This is a genomic window from Rhodococcus sp. 320_ES (assembly GCF_059691855.1).
Map to the genome: position 1 here is coordinate 569,254 of NZ_JCAWAG010000003.1, position 19,153 is coordinate 588,406.

Here is a 19,153-nt window from a genome sequence, read left to right on the forward strand (position 1 = left end):
CGGCCATGCTTTCGGGGGGAAGTTCGCACGGCGAGTCCGGTGCGGCAATGCATCAACTCGGCGACGCAACGTTCGCCGAGTTGATCGCCGCCGTCGCTGACGCTGTGGCTGCTCTCACCGCTGCCGACACGTCGTTGCTGTCGGATCAGGACCTCCGAACGGTGTGGGCGCAGTCGGTCCGTGCCGCACGCATTCTCGAAGGTGCATCGAATGTCAGCTTGGCGCAGCTACTGGACTCACACGGCTTCGACGACATCATGGGCCGCAACACCGAAGTCGTCGGAGCCCTCGTCAATTGCGGAGACGGCGAAGCGGCTGCACGGATCAAGGCGGCGCGAACGCTGGCTCCCCGCACCTTGCCGTCCGGCGAACGAGCAGACGCGAAGTACCCGGCCACCGCGGAGGCCGTGCGGGACGGAGTAATCACCTCGGCGCATGTCGCCGTGGTCCACGACTTCGACAAGGAACTGTCCGACGACGTTCCACCCGACGTCCGCGAAGCAGCGGAGCGCCAACTCGGTAACCTCGCCCGCCACACGCGGCCGCGGGAGTTTCGCCGGGCAGCAGAAGCGTTGGCGCAGATGATCGATCAAGACGGCAAGCCCCCGCGGGACGGTGAGGAGCCGAAGCGGCCTACCTACATCACGTTCGACCGCCAGGGCAAGGACGGAATGTCCGATGGCCGGATGCGCGTCGACGCCGAGATGCGGGCACTCATGGAGTCGGTCTGCGCCAAGGGCGGGAAGCCGGGGAACGCTGTGGGTGACGACAGTGACGCCGCACCGTCCGAACGCTGGGACTCCCGATCCGCCGGGGAGCGAAACCACGACGCCGTGAAGGCCGCTCTCACCGGATATCTCGCATCGGGGGCCCTGGGCAAGCATCGCGGCGTCCCCTGTGTCCCGATTGTCACGATGACCCTGGACCAGCTCGAGTCCGCCTCAGGGCTGGCGCTCACCGCGACAGGGACGCGACTCGACGTGCGAGACGCGATCCGGATGGCCTCCGGGCAGCACGCGTTCCTGCTGCTTCTCGACGAACACGAACGGCCACTGTTCATGGGTCGAACGAAACGTCTTGCAACGCAGGATCAACGGCTCGCCCTGTACGCGACCGAGCACGGGTGCAGTTTTTCCGGATGCTCGGCGCCGGGGGTGTGGTGTCAGGTGCACCACACGGAGGAATGGGTGGTCGACGACGGATTCACCGACATCGATTCACTCACCTTGGCGTGCGAGCGTCACCATCGGTTGGTCGGTCCCGGCGACGATCAATGGGCAACCACGATCGCGGGTGACGACCATGCCTACCCGGGCCGCACGCTGTGGCATCCACCGAAGGCCCTCGATCCGAACCGGACCGGCCGGGTGGAACCACTTCTTCCACCCGTACGAGCTGCTGTACCCGCCCGATCACCGCCGGTGAGTCACGAGATCGACGCCGTCAGAACGGCAGTTCGATCCGGCCGGAGAACACTGTCTTCACCGGCCTCGCGGCGACGATCTCGCCGAGCTTGCTGGCGCCCTCCGGAGTGAGTCGCCATGCCGCGTACGCGTCGTGGGCCTCGGTGTTCTCCCAGAGCTCGACCACGATCACGTGCGCGGGATCCGCGTCGTCGACGATGACTTCGAGTCCCTGGTTCCCGGGCCACGCACGGGTCGCCTTCAGCGTTTCGACGATCACCTTCTCCGCCTCGTCGAGACGGGTGGGGTCGAGGTGCATCTCGAGGTGAACTACTGCGGACACGAGTGACTCCGTTCACGAAGGGGCAAAGCGCTTCGACTGTACTGCCGACAGCACGGCAGGATGGACACTGTGCCCGCACCCTCGTGGAACCGAACCCTGGCAGTCCTCGCGATCGCATCGTCGGTGGCCGTCAGCGTGATCTATCTGCCGCAGTCGATGCTCACCGAATTGGCGGTCGACCTCGGTGTGGCACCCGGTGCGGCGAGCGTGATCGCCACTGCCGTGCAGATCGGTTACGCGCTCGGAATTTTTCTCTTCGTCCCTCTCGCCGACAAAGTTCATCCGAAGCGCCAGGTCACCGTTCAATCCGTCGCTTTGACCGCTGCTCTGGTGGTGTCGTCGGTGATGCCCACCGTGATCGCCGTCGCGCTCGGGTTTCTCGTCGTCGGCCTGGTGGCCAACATCGCGCAGGTCCTGATACCGGTGGCGAGTCGTCTGGCGCCGGAGGGGCGTCGCGGCTCGACGACGGGAACCATGGTCGGAGCCTTGCTCGTCGGAATCTTCGGCGGCCGCATCGTGGCGAGCGTCCTCGTCGACGCCATCGGATGGCGTTGGGTCGTCGTGCTTTTCGCCGCGCTGATGCTGACCACCGTTCCGTTCCTTCGTAGCGTGCTCAGCATCGACCTCGAACCGTCGTCGCCGAACGCGAGCTACGGCAGTCTGCTCGTCGGCACGCTTCGTCTGGCCCGGCGCAGCCCGGAACTCGTCGAATCCGCGGTCATGCAGTTCTTCGTGTTCGCGACTTTCAACTCGTTCTGGACCGTCATGGTGCTGCACCTGACGGCCGAGCCCTTCGACTGGACGGTGCTGCAGGCCGGCCTGTTCGGTTTCGTCGGCTTGGCCGCCGGTGTCGTGACGCCGCTGGCCGGCCGGCTCACCGACGCCTACGGCCCTCTGCGGGTCGTCGGCCTCGGCTTGGTTCTTCTTCTGCTCGCCAGCGCATCGGTGCTCGTCGATTCGCACGTCATCGTGGCGTTCGGATTCACCCTGTTCGCTGTGACGTTGGCGAATCAATCCATCCAGTCCGCCAACCAATCTCGGGTCCTCGCTGCGAACCCCGATTCGTCGGCCCAGGCCAACACCCTGTTCATGGTCGGCGTGTTCCTCGGCGGGTCGACCGGCGCGATATTCGGTCCGCTGGCCTACCAGGCCGGGGAGATGGTGGCAGTCGCGTGGTTGGCCGTCGCGTTCGTGGTGGCGAGCGCCGTGGCGTGGGCCGTGGCGACGGCTAGGCAGAGGCGACTCACCACGGCACGCTCTGCCCCTGATAGTCGATGAACTGAAGCCCGCCGTCGCCGCCGTGGTCCTCCAGAACGTCCGCGACTCCGCAGGCACTTTCTTCCACGGTCAGGCGAGCGTCGTGCCCGCCGAGTTCGGTCTGGACCCAGCCCGGATGCACGAGCAGGAGGGTGCGTGAGCTGGCCGACGTCCGGGCTGCGTACGAGCGAACGAGCTGGTTGAGGGCCGATTTGCTGGCTCGGTACACCTCGTGTCCGCCGGCGGTGTTGAACGAGATGCTGCCTTGGCGCGACGACATGACGCCGATCGTCCCCGCGGGCGCCACGAGCGATTCCAATGTCTCGATCACTCGCATCGGAGCGAGTGCGTTGGTGACCATCACCCTCACGAAGTCGTCGGTCGACACGGCACCGACCGGTTCGTCGTCGTTGGTGATGCCGGCGTTGACGAAGAGCAGGTCCAATGACGTACCGTCGAGCCGTTCTTTCAACGCCTCGATCTCGGATGGCTCGGTCATGTCGAGTGTCTCGATCGTCAGTCCGCCGCTGGGGTAGGTCTCGCGCAGCAATTCGAGTCCTTCGGACCCGGTTCGCCGTTCGGTGGCGATCACGTCCCACCCGCGTCCCAGCAGTTCCTCGGTGATGCGCAGACCCAGGCTTCGTGAGGCGCCGACGATCAGGGCGGTCTTTGCTTCGGTGTTGTTCGCCATCGCACCAGGCTACGTACCCGACGTAATACTGTGAGCTCATGACTGTCGACGGCAACACCCGCTGGGCCGAGCTCGACGCGTCGGATCCGTTGCGGCACTATCGGGATCGCTTCCTCGGTGCCGACGATCCCTCGGTAGCGGCGTACCTCGACGGCAACTCCCTCGGTCGCCCCACCAAGGCGGGTGTCGAGCGCGTGACTGCGTTCATGACGCAGTCGTGGGCCGTTCGGTTGATCCGCGGGTGGGACGAACAGTGGTTCGATCTGCCGATCGCCGTCGGAGATGCGCTGGCCGCGGCAGCACTTGGAGCGAAAACAGGACAGACGACCATCGGAGATTCGACGACGGTACTGCTCTACAAGCTGGCGCGCGGCGGGCTCGCCCTCCGCCCGGGACGCACAGAGATCGTGCTGGACCGCGACAACTTCCCGACGGACCGATATCTCCTCGAATCCATTGCGGCCGAATCGAACATGACGTTGCGGTGGATCGAGACCGATCGGCGCGGGGGTGTCACCCCCGATCAACTGTCGGCGGTGGTCGGTGACAACACGGCATTGGTGGTGCTCAGCCACGTCGCGTATCGGTCGGGATTCCTCCTGGACGCGGCGGAGGCGGCCCGGATCACCCATGCCGCCGGTGGGGTGCTGTTGCTGGATCTGTCGCACTCGGTCGGATCGGTTCCGCTGCAACTCGATTCGTGGGGTGTCGACCTGGCGGTGGGCTGCACGTACAAGTACCTGAACGGAGGACCGGGTTCTCCGGCGTTCGCGTACGTCCGCACCGAGCACCTCGACGATTTTGCGCAACCCATCTGGGGATGGATGGGGCGCGCCGATCCCTTTGCGATGGAGCAGGGTTACGTTGCCGCGCAGGGCATTCGGCGGGTCATCAGCGGAACTCCGCCGGTTCTCGGCATGATCGCCATGCAGGACACCATCGACATGCTCGCCGAGGTGGGCATGACAGCCGTGCGCGCGAAGTCCGTCGCGCTCGGAGAGTTCGCGCTCGATCTCATCGGGGAACTCCTGGTGCCGCTCGGAGTGGAGATCGCCTCGCCCGAGGACTCGTCGCGTCGGGGTGGTCACGTGACCATCGATCACCCGGACTTCGAGCGGATCACGGCGCAGTTGTGGCGCAGCGGAGTCATTCCGGACTTCCGTGGCCCCAACGGAATTCGTCTCGGGCTCAGCCCTCTGAGTACGTCTTTCCGTGAAGTGCACACCGGCATTGCGGCCATCCGCGACGAGCTCCTCGCTTAGGCGCGAGTCCCCGTCAACAGTCTCGCCAATTCCAGATAGGCGTCCGCGTCGCCCAGCCCGGTCGTGCGGGCCACATCGCGGGTTTGAATGCGCACCATGGTCGACGCAGCGACGTCGCCGGCGAACATTGCGGCGCGGTGTGGCAGGTCGGAATCCTCGGAAATCAGCTGCTGCACCCGTCGTGCGGCGATCGCGGTGTTCTTCTCGTAGACCGCTCGGGCGGGCGCCAACGAGTCGAGGTCGGCCATGAACTGCTCGGAGGCCGGCCGCAGTGCAGTGCCGACAGCGGTGAGATAAGCGGTGATGCGGTCCTGGCTGACGTCGTCCAGCGCAGCCTCCACGCGGTCGGTGGCATCGCGGAAGAAGTGGACGGTGGCCGCTTCGACCAGGGCGTCCTTGCTGTCGGCGAGGGTGTACAGCGTCGACTTGGAGCAGCGGAGACGGGCGGCGATCGCGTCCAGAGTCAGATGGGCGAATCCTTCGGCCAGGAACAGTGCCACGAGCTGGTCGAAGAGTTCTGCTCGGCGGGCGGTGGCGTGCGCTGACATGAGGCGATAGTACTGAAACTCTTGTTGCAGTACTATCGATAGTACTGACGACTGCGTTGCAGTACTGCCCGAGGAGATCGAATGCCCGTCGACCGTTTGTTGCCCACCGCCGAAGCGCGGGATCTGATCCAGCTCACGCGCGACGTCGCCGACAAGGTGCTCGATCCGATAGTCGACGAGCACGAGCGTCACGAGACGTACCCGGACGGTGTGTTCGCGACACTCGGCGAAGCCGGGTTGCTCAGCCTTCCCTACGCAGAGGAATGGGGCGGCGGAGGTCAGCCGTACGAGGTGTACCTGCAGGTCCTCGAAGAGTTGGCGGCGAGATGGGCTGCGGTAGCGGTGGCGGTGAGTGTGCACGGATTGTCCTGCCACCCGCTGATGTCCTTCGGCACGGAGGAGCAGAAAGCGGCTCACCTTCCGGGCATGCTCGACGGGTCGACGATCGGTGCCTATTCGCTGTCCGAGGCGGAGGCCGGTTCGGATGCGGCCGCACTGCGCTGCAAGGCGACGCCGACCGACGACGGTTACACCATCAGCGGATCCAAGGCGTGGATCACGCACGGCGGCAAAGCGGACTTCTACAACCTGTTCGCCCGCACCGGCGAGGGTTCGAAAGGTGTGTCCTGCTTCCTGATTCCCGACGGCATCGATGGCCTGACGTTCGGCAGGCCCGAGGAGAAGATGGGTCTGCACGCCATCCCCACGACGTCGGCGCAGTACGAGAACGTGCAGGTGTCCGCCGATCGTCGGATCGGGGCGGAGGGGCAGGGGTTGCAGATCGCCTTCAGCGCGCTCGACGCAGGCCGGCTCGGTATCGCCGCCGTTGCGGTCGGTATCGCGCAAGCTGCACTGGACGACGCGGTGGCCTACGCGCAGGAGCGCAGCGCGTTCGGAAAGAAGATCATCGATCACCAAGGTCTGGGGTTCGTTCTCGCGGACATGGCCGCGGCCGTAGATTCCGCTCGCGCAACGTATCTCGATGCCGCACGTCGCCGAGATGCGTCACTTCCGTACTCACGCAACGCATCCGTCGCCAAGTTGGTCGCAACGGACGCGGCGATGAAGGTGACGACCGATGCAGTCCAGGTTTTCGGCGGGTACGGCTACACCCGCGACTTCCGCGTCGAGCGGTACATGCGCGACGCGAAGATCACGCAGATCTTCGAAGGGACGAATCAAATTCAGCGGTTGGTGATTGCGCGTTCGCTCGCAACCGGGTGATCGACGGCGGGCACAGGGTTACGGCTGTACGGTTGGACCCAATACGTGCGAAAGGACTGGTTCTCTTGTCTCAACTTTCCGAGTCGAGCCCGCAATTCGAGTCGCCGGACCATGTCGCGTCGCTGGGCGAGCTCGCTCGGACCCTTCGCACCACTCGACGTTCGACGCCCGACACCCTCGACACGATCTTGCGGTCGTCGTTGTCGCTGGTCGACGGAACGAACAGCGCAGCCATTGCGACGCTCGGCAAGGACGGCTCGCGCACGGTCGTGGCGTCGACGGATTCGCTGGCCGGGGAGATGTGCCGTCAGCAGTTCGAAATGGGACAGGGTCCCATCGTCTCCGAGGTTCGCCATTTCACCGTCGTCGTTTCGGCTGATCTCGACAAGGAAAGTCGGTGGCCCAAGTTCGCGGTGACCGCCGTCGACGCCGGTATTCGGTCACTCGCGGCGTTCCAGCTCTACAGCAACCAGGAGCAGGTCGGCGCGCTGGTTCTCTACAGCACCCGAGTCGACGCGTTCGACGACGACGTCGTGGCGATCGGCGAGGCGCTTGCGGCGCACGCGGCCGTTGCCCTGCTCTACGCGCAGGACACCGAGAACTTTCAGAACGGCTTGGCCACTCGCGACATCATCGGCCAGGCCAAGGGCATGTTGATGGAGCGCTACGACATCGATGCCGTGCAGGCGTTCGAGCTGCTGGCCAAGTTGTCGCAGCAGGAAAACCGCCGGCTGCACCTCGTGTGCCGGCAGTTGGTCGACGCCGATCACCCCACGCGGACCGTCGAGACGTAGTCAGTCGGTCAGTCGAAGCCGGCGAGCCCGCGCCGCACGACGGCGTCGTTCAATGCCGCTGCCGCGGTGACGATGGCGGCCGCGTCGACACTGTCGCAGTCCCCGTCGGCAACCCTGGCCACCGCATCCTGCATTCGGACGCAGAGTTCGGCGATGCCGAATGCGTCCGGATCTGCCTCGTGGGAGATGTCAGGTTCGTCGTCCACAGGATCAACCACCGCAGGCTCGTCGTCGACACCGCCGCGCTCGTCTCGTTCCTCGTCGGTCTCCGGCCGGTAGTTCCGCGCGTTGCCGTTCATGACGGTCTGCGTCCCCGGTGACATCGCCACGAACGTCGCACGGCCGCGGCCGGGGGAGCCGCTCACGCGGTACACCTTCGACGGTCGCGCGACACTGCGCACCACCATTCCGTCCGTGAGGTCGTTGGGGTTCGTGTGTGTCGAGGCCACCGGCAGCAGTGTACGAGCACAGTCCAGACCGCTCCGTCCGATCACTCTGGAAATATGTGTTACTCGTCACGTACGGTCATGACACCTATTTATCGGCTCGACGAACGGATGTGAAGTGCGGCTGTCCAAATCTCTCGCAGCAATCATGGGAATTGCTACGGCGGTGACGCTCGCCGTCGCGCCGTCGGCTTCGGCCGCGCCCGATTTCTACATCCCGCCGACGCCGCTGCCGAGTGGGTCCAACGGCGATCTCATTCGCACCGGGCCGTCCGTTCTGGTGCCGTCCGTGCCCGGCGTGAACGGTCAGTTCCCGGGTACCGCGACGCGCTTGATGTACCGCTCCGAGGACGCGAACGACAAGCCCATCGCCGTGACCGGCACTTACATCGATCCCGCGCTGGACTGGAAGGGCAAGGGACCGCGCCCGGTCGTGGCGGTGGCGCCGGGAACCCAGGGCCAGGGCGATCAATGCGCGCCGTCGAAGATGCTCAATCAGCTCATCACCTACGTGCCGCCGATCGACGTCATGGTCGAGTACGAGTTGCTGACGATCAATGCCCTTCTGCTGCAGGGTATCGCCGTCGTGATCACCGACTACCAGGGTCTCGGTACGCCGGGTGCGCACACCTACGTCAACCGCGCAGCCGAGGCGCACGCCGTTCTCGATTCGGTTCGCGCGGCGCAGAACTTGCCGAACACCAAGATCACGTCCGACGGGCCGGTGGGCATGTGGGGCTACTCGCAGGGCGGCGGAGCCACCGCGGCTGCCGCGGAACTCGCGAGCGAGTACGCACCGGAACTCGACATCAAGGGCACGTACGCCGGTGCGCCGCCCGCCGATCTGGCGGCCACCTTGGCGCAGGTCGACGGAACGAGTTTGACCGGAGTCATCGGGTACACGTTGAACGGGCTTCGGGAGTCGAACCCGGAGTTGAATCAGACCATCGACGACAACATCAATCCGGCGGGTCAGCAGATGCTCGCCACCGTCGCCAACCAGTGTGTGGGGGCGACCGTGCTCACCGTCGGGTTCCATCGCACGAGTGAGTACACCCGTACGGGCCAGTCCCTGTCGGATCTGCTGAAGACAATTCCGGTGGCGGGTGAAGTGTTCGCGGCCAACAAGATCGGCAACCGCACACCGAATGCGCCGGTCTACGTCAGCAGCGGCACGACCGACGACATCGTGCCGCACGGCCAGGCCGTGGAACTTGCTCGCGACTGGTGCGCGAAGGGCGCCAACGTGACGCTGAACAACGTCGAACTGCCGCCCATCCTCCCGGGACTGGGTGCGGGGCACGCACTTCCGTTGCTCATCACGGAGATTCCCGGCATGCAATGGCTGGGCGATCGGCTGAACGACGTGCCCACCGGAGGTAACTGCGGGGCCTGATCGGCAACCACGAAGACCGCACCGACCCAGCCGGGTCGGTGCGGTCTTTTTGCGTTGTGTCCGAAAACTACTTCTTGGGTGCCGGCGGCTGGTTCAGCAGCTGAGTGAACGGGCCGACGTTGGCGGCGGTGGATCCGAGGCCGCCGATGGCGGTACCGGCGAGTGCGCCGGTGGAGCCGAGGAGGATGGCGCCGCCGATGCAACCGGCCACCGGGCCGGCGCCGAACAGGAGTGCGGCGGGAGCCGAGACGACGCCTGCCGCCGCGCCGCCGAGAACGCATCCGGCGACGAGACCCGTTGCGCCACCGATGTATCCACCCAGAGCTGCGGTGGTGGTGATGTTGTCCTTGACGCCCGACACGGCAGCGGGGAGGTCGACGTTTGTCTCGAATGCGGCGGTGGGGGACGGTGCGGGGGCGGGCGCGGCAACGGGCTCGGCGTACGCGGTGCCGGCGGCGGTACCGAGCGACGCGATCGTCAGGGCGGCGACCATGGCGAACTTCTTGATCTTCATGTGTCTTGGTTTTCCTTCACTGGTGGCTCTGCTGGCTGTGGTGGCTCGGGTGGCGCAGCCTGTTCGTTGTCGAGACAGGCAACGGGGGAATCGAACTACGGCGTTCGTGGGTGTGTCAACTCGGACAATTGCGAAATACGTTGTAGCTGAACGTATTTCAATCGCAAGGTGGCCGCAGGGTGAACGGCTGGTGGGTAGCAGGCCGGTTGGTTTGTCGGTCGTTGTGGCTCGCTATCGTCCGGTGCCGACGGAATTGGAATTCGGCACGGTTTCCCCTGTGCGCACCGATTGTTCATGTTGTCTCGGTACATCTTTGGCGGCCGCACTCGGCGGCCCTGACAACGGGAGAGAAAACAATGCCGGATTTCGTATCGACCCTCGCCGCTCTCTCCGATCTCCTGGTTGCCTTCGGTGTGTTCAACGGCCTCAGCTGAACTGTTCTCCGCGATCGGCCCCGTATGTCACGCTTGACCGGTGAACGCGGACGGCAGGAGTGGCGACGACGCCGACGAGGCTCAAGCGCGTCTGCTGATGGCTGCTCTGAACGAGCACCTCGAACGGTGCACCACGGGCATCGAGACTGCCGACCGGCGCGCGAGGGCGCTGCGAGCCGACGGGGCCCGCGGGCCTGCGGAAATACTCGAAGCGGAGTCGCGGTCACTGAGGGCCGAGCTGTACGAGGTGTCGCGTCACATCGACCGGCTCGTGAAGCGATTCCCGGCGGTGCGCCGCCACTGAAGAGGCACCGTTCCAGCCCCGGGTCGAAGCCTCTGCATTAACGTCCGGTCTCATGCACTTCAACGAGTACCGGACATTCGATGCCCTCGGTTTGGCAGAGCTTGTGCGATCGGGGGCCGTCAGCTCCGCAGAGTTGCTCACCGTCGCCCGTGATCGGGCCGCCGCGGTCAATCCTGCGATCAACGCGATTGTGCGGTTCATGGACGCGCAGGCCAGAGTGCTCGTAAAGCGCGATCCGACAGGGCCTTTCGCCGGGGTGCCCTTCCTGCTCAAGGATCTTCACCAGGACTTCGCCGGCGTTCCGACCAGCTGCGGTTCGGCCTCGCTTGCGTCCCTCCCGGCAACCGAGCACGCGACGGTGGTGCAGCGCTGGCTCGACGCAGGGGTCACCGTGTTCGGGCGAACCAACACACCCGAGTTCGGCGCCAAGGGCATCACCGAGCCTGACCTGTTCGGGCCTGCGCGCAACCCGTGGGATCCGAGCCGGACGCCCGGCGGTTCGTCCGGAGGGTCGGCCGCTGCGGTCGCAGCGGGAATCGTCCCCGTGGCGGGAGCCAGTGACGGCGGCGGATCCATCCGAATCCCTGCCGCGTGCTGTGGACTGGTCGGACTCAAGCCCGGTCGCGGATTGATTCCGACGGGTCCGACGTCGGGCGAGGCCATGCACGGCGCCGCGACCCAGGGTGTGGTGTCCCGGAGTGTGCGGGACACCGCCGCCATGCTCGACGTTCTGGCCGGCGGTGAGCCCACCGGTCCGTACTCGCCCGCGATGCCGAGCGAATCGTTCCAGTCTCAGGTGTCGGTCGAACCGGGTCGGCTGCGGATCGGCGTATGCACCTCGTCGAGCATCAACTCCTCGCCCCATCCCGAGTCCGAGGCCGCCGTCGCGTCGGCCGCGAGGGTGCTGGAGGGACTCGGTCATCACGTCGAGATGCTCGACGCCCAACCCTTCGACGACGCTGCACTCGCGCGGGACTTCCTGCTGACCTGGTTCGTGTACCTCGCGTGGGAGATGGACGACGCCAAGCGTCGATCGGGTTGTGGCAACAGTGCTTTCGAGGTCGACACCCAGATCATGGGTGCGCTGGGCCGCGCCTACAGCAGCGTCGAGTACGTCGACGCCGTCGAACGCCGACACGGGCACGTGCGTCGTTTGTCGACGTTCTTCGAGTCCTACGACCTGTTGCTGACTCCGACGTTGGCGGACCTGCCGCCGAAGGTCGGATCACTCGCGACACCCAAGCTCGCGTCCGCCGCGGCGTCAGGACTGCTCAAGACCGGAACTGCAGGCCTGCTTCGGCATTCGGCGCTGGTCGACCAGATGATCGATGCGAACCTCGGGTGGGTGCCGTACACCCAGCTCGCGAATCTCACCGGTCGGCCCGCGATGTCGCTTCCGCTGCACTGGACCCCGGAGGGACTGCCGATGGGAGTGCAGTTCGTCGCCGGGCTCGGCGGGGAATCGACGCTGCTTCGACTGGCCGGTCAACTCGAGCAGGCGCAGCCGTGGGCGCATCGCTACGAGACCCTCAGCGATCCGGTCCGGGTCCCGGCTGGCAACTAGGGCACCACCACGTCCGTCGGCGCTCCGGATCACCCGGAACCTCGTCCACCACACGGATGATCGTTCCGCAGCGCAGACACGGTTTGTGAGCACGGCCCGACACCCAGTGCTGCCGGCCGGGACGCTTGTCGCCAGTGGTCACCTGCATGGCACCAGGCACGGTTGCGGAGTGCCGCATGGTCTTTCGGGTCAATGCGACCAGTGCCGCCGCGTCCACCTCACCCGCAGGCCGCCACGGGGAGAGTCCGCGCAGAAAGCACAGTTCGTTCGCCCAGAGGTTGCCCGGTCCGGCCATGACGCGTTGATCGAGCAACACCGCAATGATGGGCCTGGCCGGGTCGGCGAGAACGTTCTCGGCGGCGCGAGCTGCATCGAAGTCGTCGTGTAACGGGTCCGGACCCAGGTGGTCCGTCCACCGGTGGGCGTCGACGGTTTTCGCCAGCTGTACCACCGGCAGATTCAAGCCGTAGGCGGTCGGGCCGTTCTCCACGCCCAGACGGACACGCACCTCCGGGTCGAGACGGGGCGGTAACCGTCGACCCGCCCGGACGACCGTCCACGACCCGGTCATCTTCAGGTGCGTGTGCAGGGTGACGCCACCGTCGAAGTCGGTGAGCAGGTGCTTACCGATGGTGCGATGGCGCAGAATCGTCTGTCCGGTCAGATCTTCCGTCGCATGTGCCGGCACCTGCAGGCGGCCCGACGCCAGCCGCTGACCGTCGAGGGCCGGTCGCAGCTTGCGGGCGAGCTGAAAAACGGTATCGCCTTCGGGCACCGGTCACCGCCTCTAGTTCGTGTTGGCCTCCACCGATTCTGCCCGTGCAGCGGAGTTTTCAACCCTCGAATTCGTGTCGGCCTGCCGGGTGAACTTCGGAACGAAGCTCGCCAGCACGAACGAGAGCACGGCCGCCCCGGCGGCGACACCCATCGTCACGTGGAATGCGGCCTCGGACGGAACGTCCCTGCCTCCCATGGACACGGTCATCTGGGCCAGGATCACGCCGGCGACCGCGCTCGCGAACGACGTTCCGAGAGAACGCATCAGGGTGTTGAAGCTGTTCGCGGCGCCGGTCTCCGATGCCGGGACCGCGCCCATGATGAGCGCGGGCATCGCCCCGTACGCCAGGCCGATACCGGCGCCGATGACCACCGAGATGACGACCAGCAGCCAGACCGCACCGAGAGTCACGACCCCGATGAGGTAGCCGACGGCAATGACGAGTGCTCCGAGCATCAACGTGGTCTTCGGTCCGCGCGTGGTGGTGATCCTGGCGGACACCGGTGCGACCAGCATCATCACGATCCCGGACGGCGCCATGACCAGACCGGCGGCGAGGATGGACTGTCCGAGTCCGTACCCGGTCGCGGTGGGTAGCTGCAGCACCTGCGGAAACACGAGACTCATTGCGAACAAGGCGAATCCGACGGCGATGGAGGCGAGGTTGGTGAACAGGACCTGACGCCCCGTGGTCACGCGAAGATCGACCAGAGGCAGCGTGGTGCGCAGTTCCCACCACACCCAGAAGGCGAAGGCGGCGACCGACGCGATCGCCATTGCGAGCGTCGATCCGCTGGTCCACCCCCAGGTGGAGCCCTTCGAGATCGCGAGCAGCAATGCCACCAGAGCGGTCGACAGCGATGCGGCACCGGGGAAGTCGAAACGTCCGCCCGCGCGTACCGCCGATTCGGGAACGACTGCGACCACGAGGACGGTGACAAGGACGCCGAGCCCGGCCGACGTCCAGAACAGTAGGTGCCAGTCGGCGTATTCGGCGATGAGAGCGGCAGCCGGAAGGCCGAGCGCCCCACCGACACCCAGCGATGCGCTCATCAAAGCGACCGAGCCCGCGAGCTTTTCGCGGGGGAGGACGTCGCGCATCACGGAAATCCCGAGAGGGATCACGCCGGACGCGAGACCCTGGAGTATGCGTCCGACGATGAGGGGCAGCACGCTCTGACTGAGTGCCCCCACCACGGAACCGAGGACGAGGAGCGCCAACCCGATGAGAAGCAGTCTCCGTTTGCCGAACATGTCGCCGAGTCGGCCCATGACCGGTACGGCCACCGCGCCCGCGAGCAGGGTGGCCGTGACGACCCAGGCAGTGTTGGCAGCCGACGTGTTCAGGAGCGTCGGCAGTTGCGGCACCAGGGGAATGACGAGCGTCTGCATCAATGCGACGACGATGCCCGCGAATGCGAGGACCGCCACGATTGCGTTGGTGCCCTGTGCTTTCGGGGTATCGAGATCGGTCGAGGGTGTCGCCATGAACGTCTCCAAGGGAAGGTAAAGTATTTAAGTCAAGTGACTGAACGACGTTAAGTCACGTGATTGAACGAGTCAAACCGAAGGGGTAAGGCCGTGCACGGCGACGACACGAGGGACATGATCCTGCACGCCGCGGAGGAATTGTTCGCCGAGCGTGGGGTGTTCGCCGTGTCGAACCGGCAGGTGAGCGAAGCGGCCGGGCAGCGAAACAGTTCGGCGGTCGGTTACCACTTCGGCACCAAGGCCGACCTCGTACTCGCGATCGTCGACACGCATGCCCGCGCGATCGAGGAACATCGCGCCCGGTTGCTCGTGGAGATCGAAGGCTCGACCGAGCTGAGGGACTGGATCACCGCTCTCGTGGTGCCGTACGTCGACCATCTGGCGTCCATCGGGCCGACGTCGTACTACGCACGGTTCAGTGCGCAGGCCATGACCGACCCGGCCCTGCGCGCGGTCGTGTACGAAGCGGCGCTCGAGGCACCGTCCATTCGCAAGATCGTGCACGGGCTCCGGCGGTGCGTCGCGTCGCTCCCTCCGTCGGCTCAGCGCATCCGAAGCGACATGGCTCGCCAACTGATCCTGCACATGAGTGCGGAGCGGGAACGGGAGGCCGGAACGGACTCGTCCGGATGGGACGAGTTCGGCGTCGACCTCGTCGATGCGATCGTCGGAATGTGGAGCGCTCCGGTGTCCCATCCGCTGTCCCCGTCGTGACCGTCGTGGCACAGTCTCTTCCGTGAGCGAGAAGCTACGCGACCTCTTGACCCGCTACGTCGACTCGGGGTTGATGGCGGGTGCCGTGGGACTGCTCGGTGGCCCGGATGCAGAACCGGTCGCGGTCGGGTCTGCGTCTGTCGGCGGGCCTGCGATGGGCGTCGACGCCATCGTTCGGATCCAGTCCATGACCAAGATCGTGACCGCCGTCGCCGCTCTCCGGCTCGTCGAATCCGGTCGACTGTCTCTCGACGACGACGTGTCCCGATGGCTGCCCGAATTGAACGAACTCCGCGTTCTCATCCGAACTGACGCGGACCTCGACCAGACTGTTCCCGCCTCTCGGCCCATCACGGTACGACACCTGCTGACCAATACGAGCGGCTACGGAATGCTGATGGCGGACGTCCCCTTGGCCCGCGCGATGCGGGAGAACGGTACGGAGGCAGGGCCGGCCCCGTCTCCGCTGGGTGCCGACGAGTGGCTTGCTGCGCTCGCGTCGCTGCCACTGGCTTTTCAGCCCGGCGATGGATGGCGGTATCACCACGGGTTCGCCGTTCTGGGGATTCTGTTGTCGCGCATCGTCGCTCGGCCATTACACGACCATCTGGTGGAGGCCGTCTTCGAGCCCGCGGGCATGCCCGACACCGGGCTGTGGGTGTCCGAGAATCGACTCGGCAGGTTGACCGCTGCTTACCGACACGATGACGGTTCGCTGGTCGAGACCGAACCTGCAGGAGGGGGACCGTACGCCGGCGCACCCGCCGTCGAAGTTTCTCACGGAGAGCTGGTCTCGACCGTCCACGATTTTCACCGATTCCTCCGCGCACTTCCGCATCTGATATCCGCCGAACACCTGCACATGCTCACGCACGACCGGATTCCCGACTCGATCAAGTGCGACGACAGCTTCTTCCCGTCCTTCTGGACCGATACCGGGTGGGGGTTCGGGGTCGCGGTCGTGACCGGGGGCAGCCACACCGGTCGGTACGGGTGGTCCGGTGGACAGGGAACCGACTTCTTCGTCGACCCGGACGGCACCGTCGGGATCCTGCTGATGCAGACCGAGTTGGGCGAGGCAACGTTCCCGCTACTCGGCGAGTTCCAGGAACTGCACTAGTGCGCGGTCGAATCACCGTCGTTGCCGACGCCGCCCGACTGGTCGTCACCGAGTAGTCGACACCGGAACCGCGGTCGCGAGAAACTCGAGCTGATCGGAGACGACCGCCGGGAACAGCGGCTCGACGTACGGATCGAAGTGCCCGCCCGGATACGTCTTCACCGTCGCGTTCCGGATTTTCGACGCCGCCCGCAACGCCACCTTCGTCGGGGTGATCGAGTCTTCGGTGACGATCTGAACCAGTGCGGGGCACGTCACGGAGGACGCGCGGCGGCCGGGGGAGTACAGGCCGATGCGCAGAAGGATGCGACCGGCGACGCCCATCGGGTACGCGTCGGGCGACAGGCCGGAATCCTCGATGAGCTTCGTGTAGCCCGGTTCGGCGTCGGGGGTCGCCATCACGGCTTTCGATCCGGGTGCGCCGGCCGCGTCGACGTAGAGCGGCGGGCGTCCGGACAGGCTGCGCAGCTGATCGCCGACGGCGTAGGGAGCGAGGCGGAGCGACTGGCGCACTCCGGTCGCGCGGACTGCGGCCGGTCCGCTGATGTGCGGAACCTGGGCGACGATGGCGGCGAGCCGCTCGCCTGTCCCGGCCAGTTCGATGACGTGTCCGCCGGAGAAGGACGTGCCCCACGCGACGACGCGCGCGGGATCGACGCCCTCGATGGTGCGCACGAAGCGCAATGCACTGCGCCAGTCGTCGAGCTGGGAGGGAATGTCGATGATCTGCCGGGGATCGCCGTGGCTCTCACCGAACCCGCGGTAGTCGAACACGACGACGACGTACCCCGCATCGGCGAACTTCTCGGCGTACGCGTAGAGCCGCAACGCGCGCACCCCACTGAAACCGTGCGCCATGACGATGGCCGCCCCGTCGACCGTCTCCGGTCGGAACACGGCGGCGGCGCACCGCACCCCCTTGGAATCGAAACCCTCTTCGGTGCGTGTGAACGTCATGTGGATCCCCCTTGCTCGTGTGCCGAGAAAATTAGCATCCTCTTGAACGACGATCAAGATAGGATGGTCGTATGCCTCGTAATCGTCTTCCGCAGGATCGAGCGGAGAAGAGAACCGAGATCGTGACGGCCGCGACGTCGCTGTTCACCGATCGCGGGTACGAGCAGACTCCGATGTCCCACATCGCACGCGCCGCCGGTGTCACCCCGAACACCATCTACTGGTACTTCCGCGACAAGGACGATGTGCTGATCGCCGTACTCGACGACGTGGTCGGCGTTGCGGCTCGGGAGTACTCCGGGCTGACGGGCACCATGACCGACCGAATTCTCTGGGTGGTGACGCAGCTCGAGCAGTATCGGCGGCTGGTCGACACCGTGCATTCGCGGGCGTCGTCGTCGGAGTCGATCGACAACTGGCACAACGGTTTCCACTCGGGCTACGAGGCGCTGCTGAGCGATGAACTGCGCCGCGAAGGGGTGGCGGACTCGGACCTGGCCGCCACCACGAAGGTGCTCGTGTTCGTGGTGGAAGCCATGCTCACGCACTCGATCACCGACGAAGACAAGTCGTCGATGGTCGAGGTGTTGCTGCGCGGGGTGGGCTAGTTCCTCAACCCGTCTGATGCCTCAACCCAGGCCGAATGGTGAGTGCTTCTTTTCGTACGCTGCGCGCTCGGCGTCGATGCGTTGCTGCTTCTTGGGGTTCTGCAGCGTCGGCGGCAGACCGTGCCGTTCGAGGCGGCGCATCCGGTTCTGCTCCATGTACGCGGCCGTGTAGAACAGCGCGAGCAGAACGCCGAGCAGGATCATCGCTCCCCGCAGCCACAGCTCACCGGGAAAGAGCAGGAACGCGGCGAACACCGGCGAGAACAGCACCATGTTGCGCGCGAGATGCCGCGGGACCGCCATCGGGCCGACGAGGTCGTTGCGCACCCAGTCCTGCATGGACGAGGGGAGGGTGCGGCCGGCGGCATATCCGAGCCACTGAATCGGGTTGGGTCGGGCGGCGCTCATATCGCTCCAGCTGTCTTGGCGGCGGTGTTGATGCGGGTCAGAACCGAATGCAGTTCGACGATCTCGTCCATCTCGACTCCGAGCTTGTCCATGACCGCGCCGGGAATCGCGAGAGCTTCGTTTCTCAATTCGGAGCCGGCGTCCGTAAGAGCGACGAGGAGTGTGCGTTCGTCACCCTCGGCGCGCGTACGGGTGACGAGTCCGGCCGATTCGAGGCGCTTCAGCAACGGCGACAGGGTGGGGGAATCGAGCTGGAGAGCGGCGCCGATCTCCTTCACCGACATCGGCGAGTTACCCCAGAGGGCCAGCATCACGAGGTACTGCGGGTGCGTCAGGCCCATGGGTTCGAGCAACGGGCGATACACCGCCAGCACGGCGCGATTGGTGACGGCCAGCGCGAAGCACACCTGACGGTCGAGGGCGAGTGGGTCCACACCTCGAACTGTACTCCAATAGTTAGTGCACTAACTATTCGTGGACGAACTCAAGTGTGACCAAAAAACGGGGAGCCTCCCGCAGGAGACTCCCCGTTCCGTCGAGCTGTGTGTCAGGCCAGTGCGGCCAGAAGCTGCGTGCGCTGAGCGGTGCCCAGTCCGCCGATGCGGCGGGTCGGGGTGATCCCGATCGTGGTCATGAGCTCGGCGGCCTTGACCTTGCCGACGCCGGGAAGCGATTCGAGGGCGTACGAGACCTTGGTCTTCGCCACGATCGCGTCGTCGGCGGACTTGTCGAGGAGCGACTGGAAGGTCAGCTCGCCGGCCTTGAGCTGCTCACGCAGCTTGGTGCGCGCGGTGCGGGCTGCGGCAGCCTTCGCGAGGGCGTCGGCGCGCTGTTCGGGGGTCAGTGTGGGCAATGCCATTGGGTGTCGGCCTTTCGTGTTGCGGTGTGGTCACAGTA

Annotated in this window: 22 protein-coding genes; 11 read left to right on the forward strand and 11 right to left on the reverse strand. The window is 65.8% G+C overall.

The window, feature by feature from the left end; all coding sequences use genetic code 11:
• The first annotated feature begins 5 nt into the window (after window positions 1-5).
• Window positions 6-1,535, forward strand: a complete 1,530-nt coding sequence (locus AC59JP_RS13275; protein ID WP_497326233.1) for an HNH endonuclease signature motif containing protein — start codon at window positions 6-8, stop codon at window positions 1,533-1,535.
• Here the strand turns inward: AC59JP_RS13275 and AC59JP_RS13280 are convergent.
• Window positions 1,444-1,746, reverse strand: a complete 303-nt coding sequence (locus tag AC59JP_RS13280) for a putative quinol monooxygenase (protein WP_497326234.1) — start codon at window positions 1,744-1,746, stop codon at window positions 1,444-1,446. The two genes, AC59JP_RS13275 and AC59JP_RS13280, sit on opposite strands and share 92 nt — an antisense overlap.
• A 69-nt stretch (window positions 1,747-1,815) precedes the next feature.
• Here AC59JP_RS13280 and AC59JP_RS13285 point away from each other — a divergent pair, with 69 nt between their 5' ends.
• Window positions 1,816-3,024, forward strand: coding sequence for an MFS transporter (locus AC59JP_RS13285; RefSeq protein ID WP_497326235.1), 1,209 nt, complete (start codon window positions 1,816-1,818; stop codon window positions 3,022-3,024).
• Here AC59JP_RS13285 and AC59JP_RS13290 read toward each other — a convergent pair.
• Window positions 2,990-3,694, reverse strand: a complete 705-nt coding sequence (locus AC59JP_RS13290; protein WP_497326236.1) for an SDR family NAD(P)-dependent oxidoreductase — start codon at window positions 3,692-3,694, stop codon at window positions 2,990-2,992. The genes AC59JP_RS13285 and AC59JP_RS13290 overlap by 35 nt on opposite strands.
• Window positions 3,695-3,732: 38 nt before the next feature.
• On the opposite strand from AC59JP_RS13290, the gene AC59JP_RS13295 reads away from it, so the two are divergent.
• Complete coding sequence (locus tag AC59JP_RS13295; RefSeq protein WP_497326237.1) at window positions 3,733-4,956, forward strand: kynureninase; 1,224 nt, start codon at window positions 3,733-3,735, stop codon at window positions 4,954-4,956.
• On the opposite strand, the gene AC59JP_RS13300 is transcribed toward AC59JP_RS13295, so the two are convergent.
• Window positions 4,953-5,504, reverse strand: coding sequence for a TetR/AcrR family transcriptional regulator (locus AC59JP_RS13300; RefSeq protein WP_497326238.1), 552 nt, complete (start codon window positions 5,502-5,504; stop codon window positions 4,953-4,955). The genes AC59JP_RS13295 and AC59JP_RS13300 overlap by 4 nt on opposite strands.
• Before the next feature lie 81 nt (window positions 5,505-5,585).
• Here AC59JP_RS13300 and AC59JP_RS13305 point away from each other — a divergent pair, with 81 nt between their 5' ends.
• Together AC59JP_RS13305 and AC59JP_RS13310 are read left to right on the forward strand one after the other, a co-directional pair.
• On the forward strand, window positions 5,586-6,728 hold the full coding sequence (locus AC59JP_RS13305) for an acyl-CoA dehydrogenase family protein (RefSeq protein ID WP_497326239.1): 1,143 nt from the start codon (window positions 5,586-5,588) through the stop codon (window positions 6,726-6,728).
• Window positions 6,729-6,793: 65 nt separating this feature from the next.
• Window positions 6,794-7,522 (forward strand): GAF and ANTAR domain-containing protein, encoded by a 729-nt coding sequence (locus AC59JP_RS13310; RefSeq protein WP_497326240.1) that lies wholly within the window; start codon window positions 6,794-6,796, stop codon window positions 7,520-7,522.
• Window positions 7,523-7,530: 8 nt separating this feature from the next.
• Here AC59JP_RS13310 and AC59JP_RS13315 read toward each other — a convergent pair whose 3' ends face one another.
• Window positions 7,531-7,971 carry a hypothetical protein gene (locus tag AC59JP_RS13315; RefSeq protein ID WP_497326241.1) on the reverse strand — a complete coding sequence of 147 codons (441 nt, stop codon included), beginning with the start codon at window positions 7,969-7,971 and terminating at the stop codon, window positions 7,531-7,533.
• A 145-nt stretch (window positions 7,972-8,116) separates the two neighbouring features.
• Between AC59JP_RS13315 and AC59JP_RS13320 the strand changes: the two genes are divergently transcribed.
• Entirely contained in the window at window positions 8,117-9,364 is a 1,248-nt protein-coding gene (locus tag AC59JP_RS13320) for an alpha/beta fold hydrolase (protein ID WP_497326242.1), read from the forward strand.
• A gap of 67 nt (window positions 9,365-9,431) precedes the next feature.
• Here AC59JP_RS13320 and AC59JP_RS13325 read toward each other — a convergent pair whose 3' ends face one another.
• Complete coding sequence (locus AC59JP_RS13325) at window positions 9,432-9,878, reverse strand: hypothetical protein (RefSeq protein WP_497326243.1); 447 nt, start codon at window positions 9,876-9,878, stop codon at window positions 9,432-9,434.
• A 474-nt stretch (window positions 9,879-10,352) separates the two neighbouring features.
• Between AC59JP_RS13325 and AC59JP_RS13330 the strand changes: the two genes are divergently transcribed.
• A complete protein-coding gene (locus tag AC59JP_RS13330) occupies window positions 10,353-10,616 on the forward strand; it encodes a hypothetical protein (RefSeq protein WP_497326244.1) in 264 nt (87 codons plus the stop codon).
• Window positions 10,617-10,668: 52 nt separating this feature from the next.
• Window positions 10,669-12,180: an amidase gene (locus tag AC59JP_RS13335; protein WP_497326245.1), complete on the forward strand. Its 1,512-nt coding sequence runs from the start codon at window positions 10,669-10,671 to the stop codon at window positions 12,178-12,180.
• On the opposite strand, the gene AC59JP_RS13340 is transcribed toward AC59JP_RS13335, so the two are convergent.
• A complete protein-coding gene (locus tag AC59JP_RS13340; protein ID WP_497326246.1) occupies window positions 12,146-12,955 on the reverse strand; it encodes an Fpg/Nei family DNA glycosylase in 810 nt (269 codons plus the stop codon). The genes AC59JP_RS13335 and AC59JP_RS13340 overlap by 35 nt on opposite strands.
• A 12-nt stretch (window positions 12,956-12,967) precedes the next feature.
• Window positions 12,968-14,446, reverse strand: a complete 1,479-nt coding sequence (locus AC59JP_RS13345; RefSeq protein ID WP_497326247.1) for an MFS transporter — start codon at window positions 14,444-14,446, stop codon at window positions 12,968-12,970.
• Between the two features lie 93 nt (window positions 14,447-14,539).
• On the opposite strand from AC59JP_RS13345, the gene AC59JP_RS13350 reads away from it, so the two are divergent.
• Together AC59JP_RS13350 and AC59JP_RS13355 are read left to right on the forward strand one after the other, a co-directional pair.
• Window positions 14,540-15,163 (forward strand): TetR/AcrR family transcriptional regulator, encoded by a 624-nt coding sequence (locus AC59JP_RS13350; protein WP_497326248.1) that lies wholly within the window; start codon window positions 14,540-14,542, stop codon window positions 15,161-15,163.
• A gap of 22 nt (window positions 15,164-15,185) precedes the next feature.
• Window positions 15,186-16,283: a serine hydrolase domain-containing protein gene (locus AC59JP_RS13355; RefSeq protein ID WP_497326249.1), complete on the forward strand. Its 1,098-nt coding sequence runs from the start codon at window positions 15,186-15,188 to the stop codon at window positions 16,281-16,283.
• A gap of 45 nt (window positions 16,284-16,328) precedes the next feature.
• On the opposite strand, the gene AC59JP_RS13360 is transcribed toward AC59JP_RS13355, so the two are convergent.
• Window positions 16,329-17,240 (reverse strand): alpha/beta hydrolase, encoded by a 912-nt coding sequence (locus tag AC59JP_RS13360; RefSeq protein WP_497326250.1) that lies wholly within the window; start codon window positions 17,238-17,240, stop codon window positions 16,329-16,331.
• A gap of 71 nt (window positions 17,241-17,311) precedes the next feature.
• Between AC59JP_RS13360 and AC59JP_RS13365 the strand changes: the two genes are divergently transcribed.
• The gene (locus tag AC59JP_RS13365) at window positions 17,312-17,848 is read left to right on the forward strand and encodes a TetR/AcrR family transcriptional regulator (RefSeq protein ID WP_497326251.1); all 537 of its coding nucleotides are present in this window, start codon (window positions 17,312-17,314) and stop codon (window positions 17,846-17,848) included.
• A 21-nt stretch (window positions 17,849-17,869) separates the two neighbouring features.
• Here the strand turns inward: AC59JP_RS13365 and AC59JP_RS13370 are convergent, their stop codons facing one another.
• From AC59JP_RS13370 to mihF, 3 genes are all read right to left on the reverse strand, one after another.
• On the reverse strand, window positions 17,870-18,256 hold the full coding sequence (locus AC59JP_RS13370; protein ID WP_497326252.1) for a DUF5313 family protein: 387 nt from the start codon (window positions 18,254-18,256) through the stop codon (window positions 17,870-17,872).
• Window positions 18,253-18,690, reverse strand: a complete 438-nt coding sequence (locus tag AC59JP_RS13375; protein WP_497326253.1) for a MarR family winged helix-turn-helix transcriptional regulator — start codon at window positions 18,688-18,690, stop codon at window positions 18,253-18,255. The genes AC59JP_RS13370 and AC59JP_RS13375 overlap by 4 nt, the downstream gene beginning before the upstream one ends.
• A 113-nt stretch (window positions 18,691-18,803) precedes the next feature.
• A complete protein-coding gene (gene mihF, locus AC59JP_RS13380; protein ID WP_188546405.1) occupies window positions 18,804-19,115 on the reverse strand; it encodes an integration host factor, actinobacterial type in 312 nt (103 codons plus the stop codon).
• Window positions 19,116-19,153: the final 38 nt, after the last annotated feature.

Coding starts and splice junctions, on each gene's coding strand:
- AC59JP_RS13320 (WP_497326242.1), top strand. CDS start 8,117: ATGGGAATTGCTACGGCGGTGACGCTCGCCGTCGCGCCGTCGGCTTCG.
- AC59JP_RS13360 (WP_497326250.1), bottom strand. CDS start 17,240: ATGACGTTCACACGCACCGAAGAGGGTTTCGATTCCAAGGGGGTGCGG.
- mihF (WP_188546405.1), bottom strand. CDS start 19,115: ATGGCATTGCCCACACTGACCCCCGAACAGCGCGCCGACGCCCTCGCG.
- AC59JP_RS13370 (WP_497326252.1), bottom strand. CDS start 18,256: ATGAGCGCCGCCCGACCCAACCCGATTCAGTGGCTCGGATATGCCGCC.
- AC59JP_RS13305 (WP_497326239.1), top strand. CDS start 5,586: ATGCCCGTCGACCGTTTGTTGCCCACCGCCGAAGCGCGGGATCTGATC.
- AC59JP_RS13365 (WP_497326251.1), top strand. CDS start 17,312: ATGCCTCGTAATCGTCTTCCGCAGGATCGAGCGGAGAAGAGAACCGAG.
- AC59JP_RS13275 (WP_497326233.1), top strand. CDS start 6: ATGCTTTCGGGGGGAAGTTCGCACGGCGAGTCCGGTGCGGCAATGCAT.
- AC59JP_RS13295 (WP_497326237.1), top strand. CDS start 3,733: ATGACTGTCGACGGCAACACCCGCTGGGCCGAGCTCGACGCGTCGGAT.
- AC59JP_RS13290 (WP_497326236.1), bottom strand. CDS start 3,694: ATGGCGAACAACACCGAAGCAAAGACCGCCCTGATCGTCGGCGCCTCA.
- AC59JP_RS13325 (WP_497326243.1), bottom strand. CDS start 9,878: ATGAAGATCAAGAAGTTCGCCATGGTCGCCGCCCTGACGATCGCGTCG.
- AC59JP_RS13300 (WP_497326238.1), bottom strand. CDS start 5,504: ATGTCAGCGCACGCCACCGCCCGCCGAGCAGAACTCTTCGACCAGCTC.
- AC59JP_RS13345 (WP_497326247.1), bottom strand. CDS start 14,446: ATGGCGACACCCTCGACCGATCTCGATACCCCGAAAGCACAGGGCACC.
- AC59JP_RS13335 (WP_497326245.1), top strand. CDS start 10,669: ATGCACTTCAACGAGTACCGGACATTCGATGCCCTCGGTTTGGCAGAG.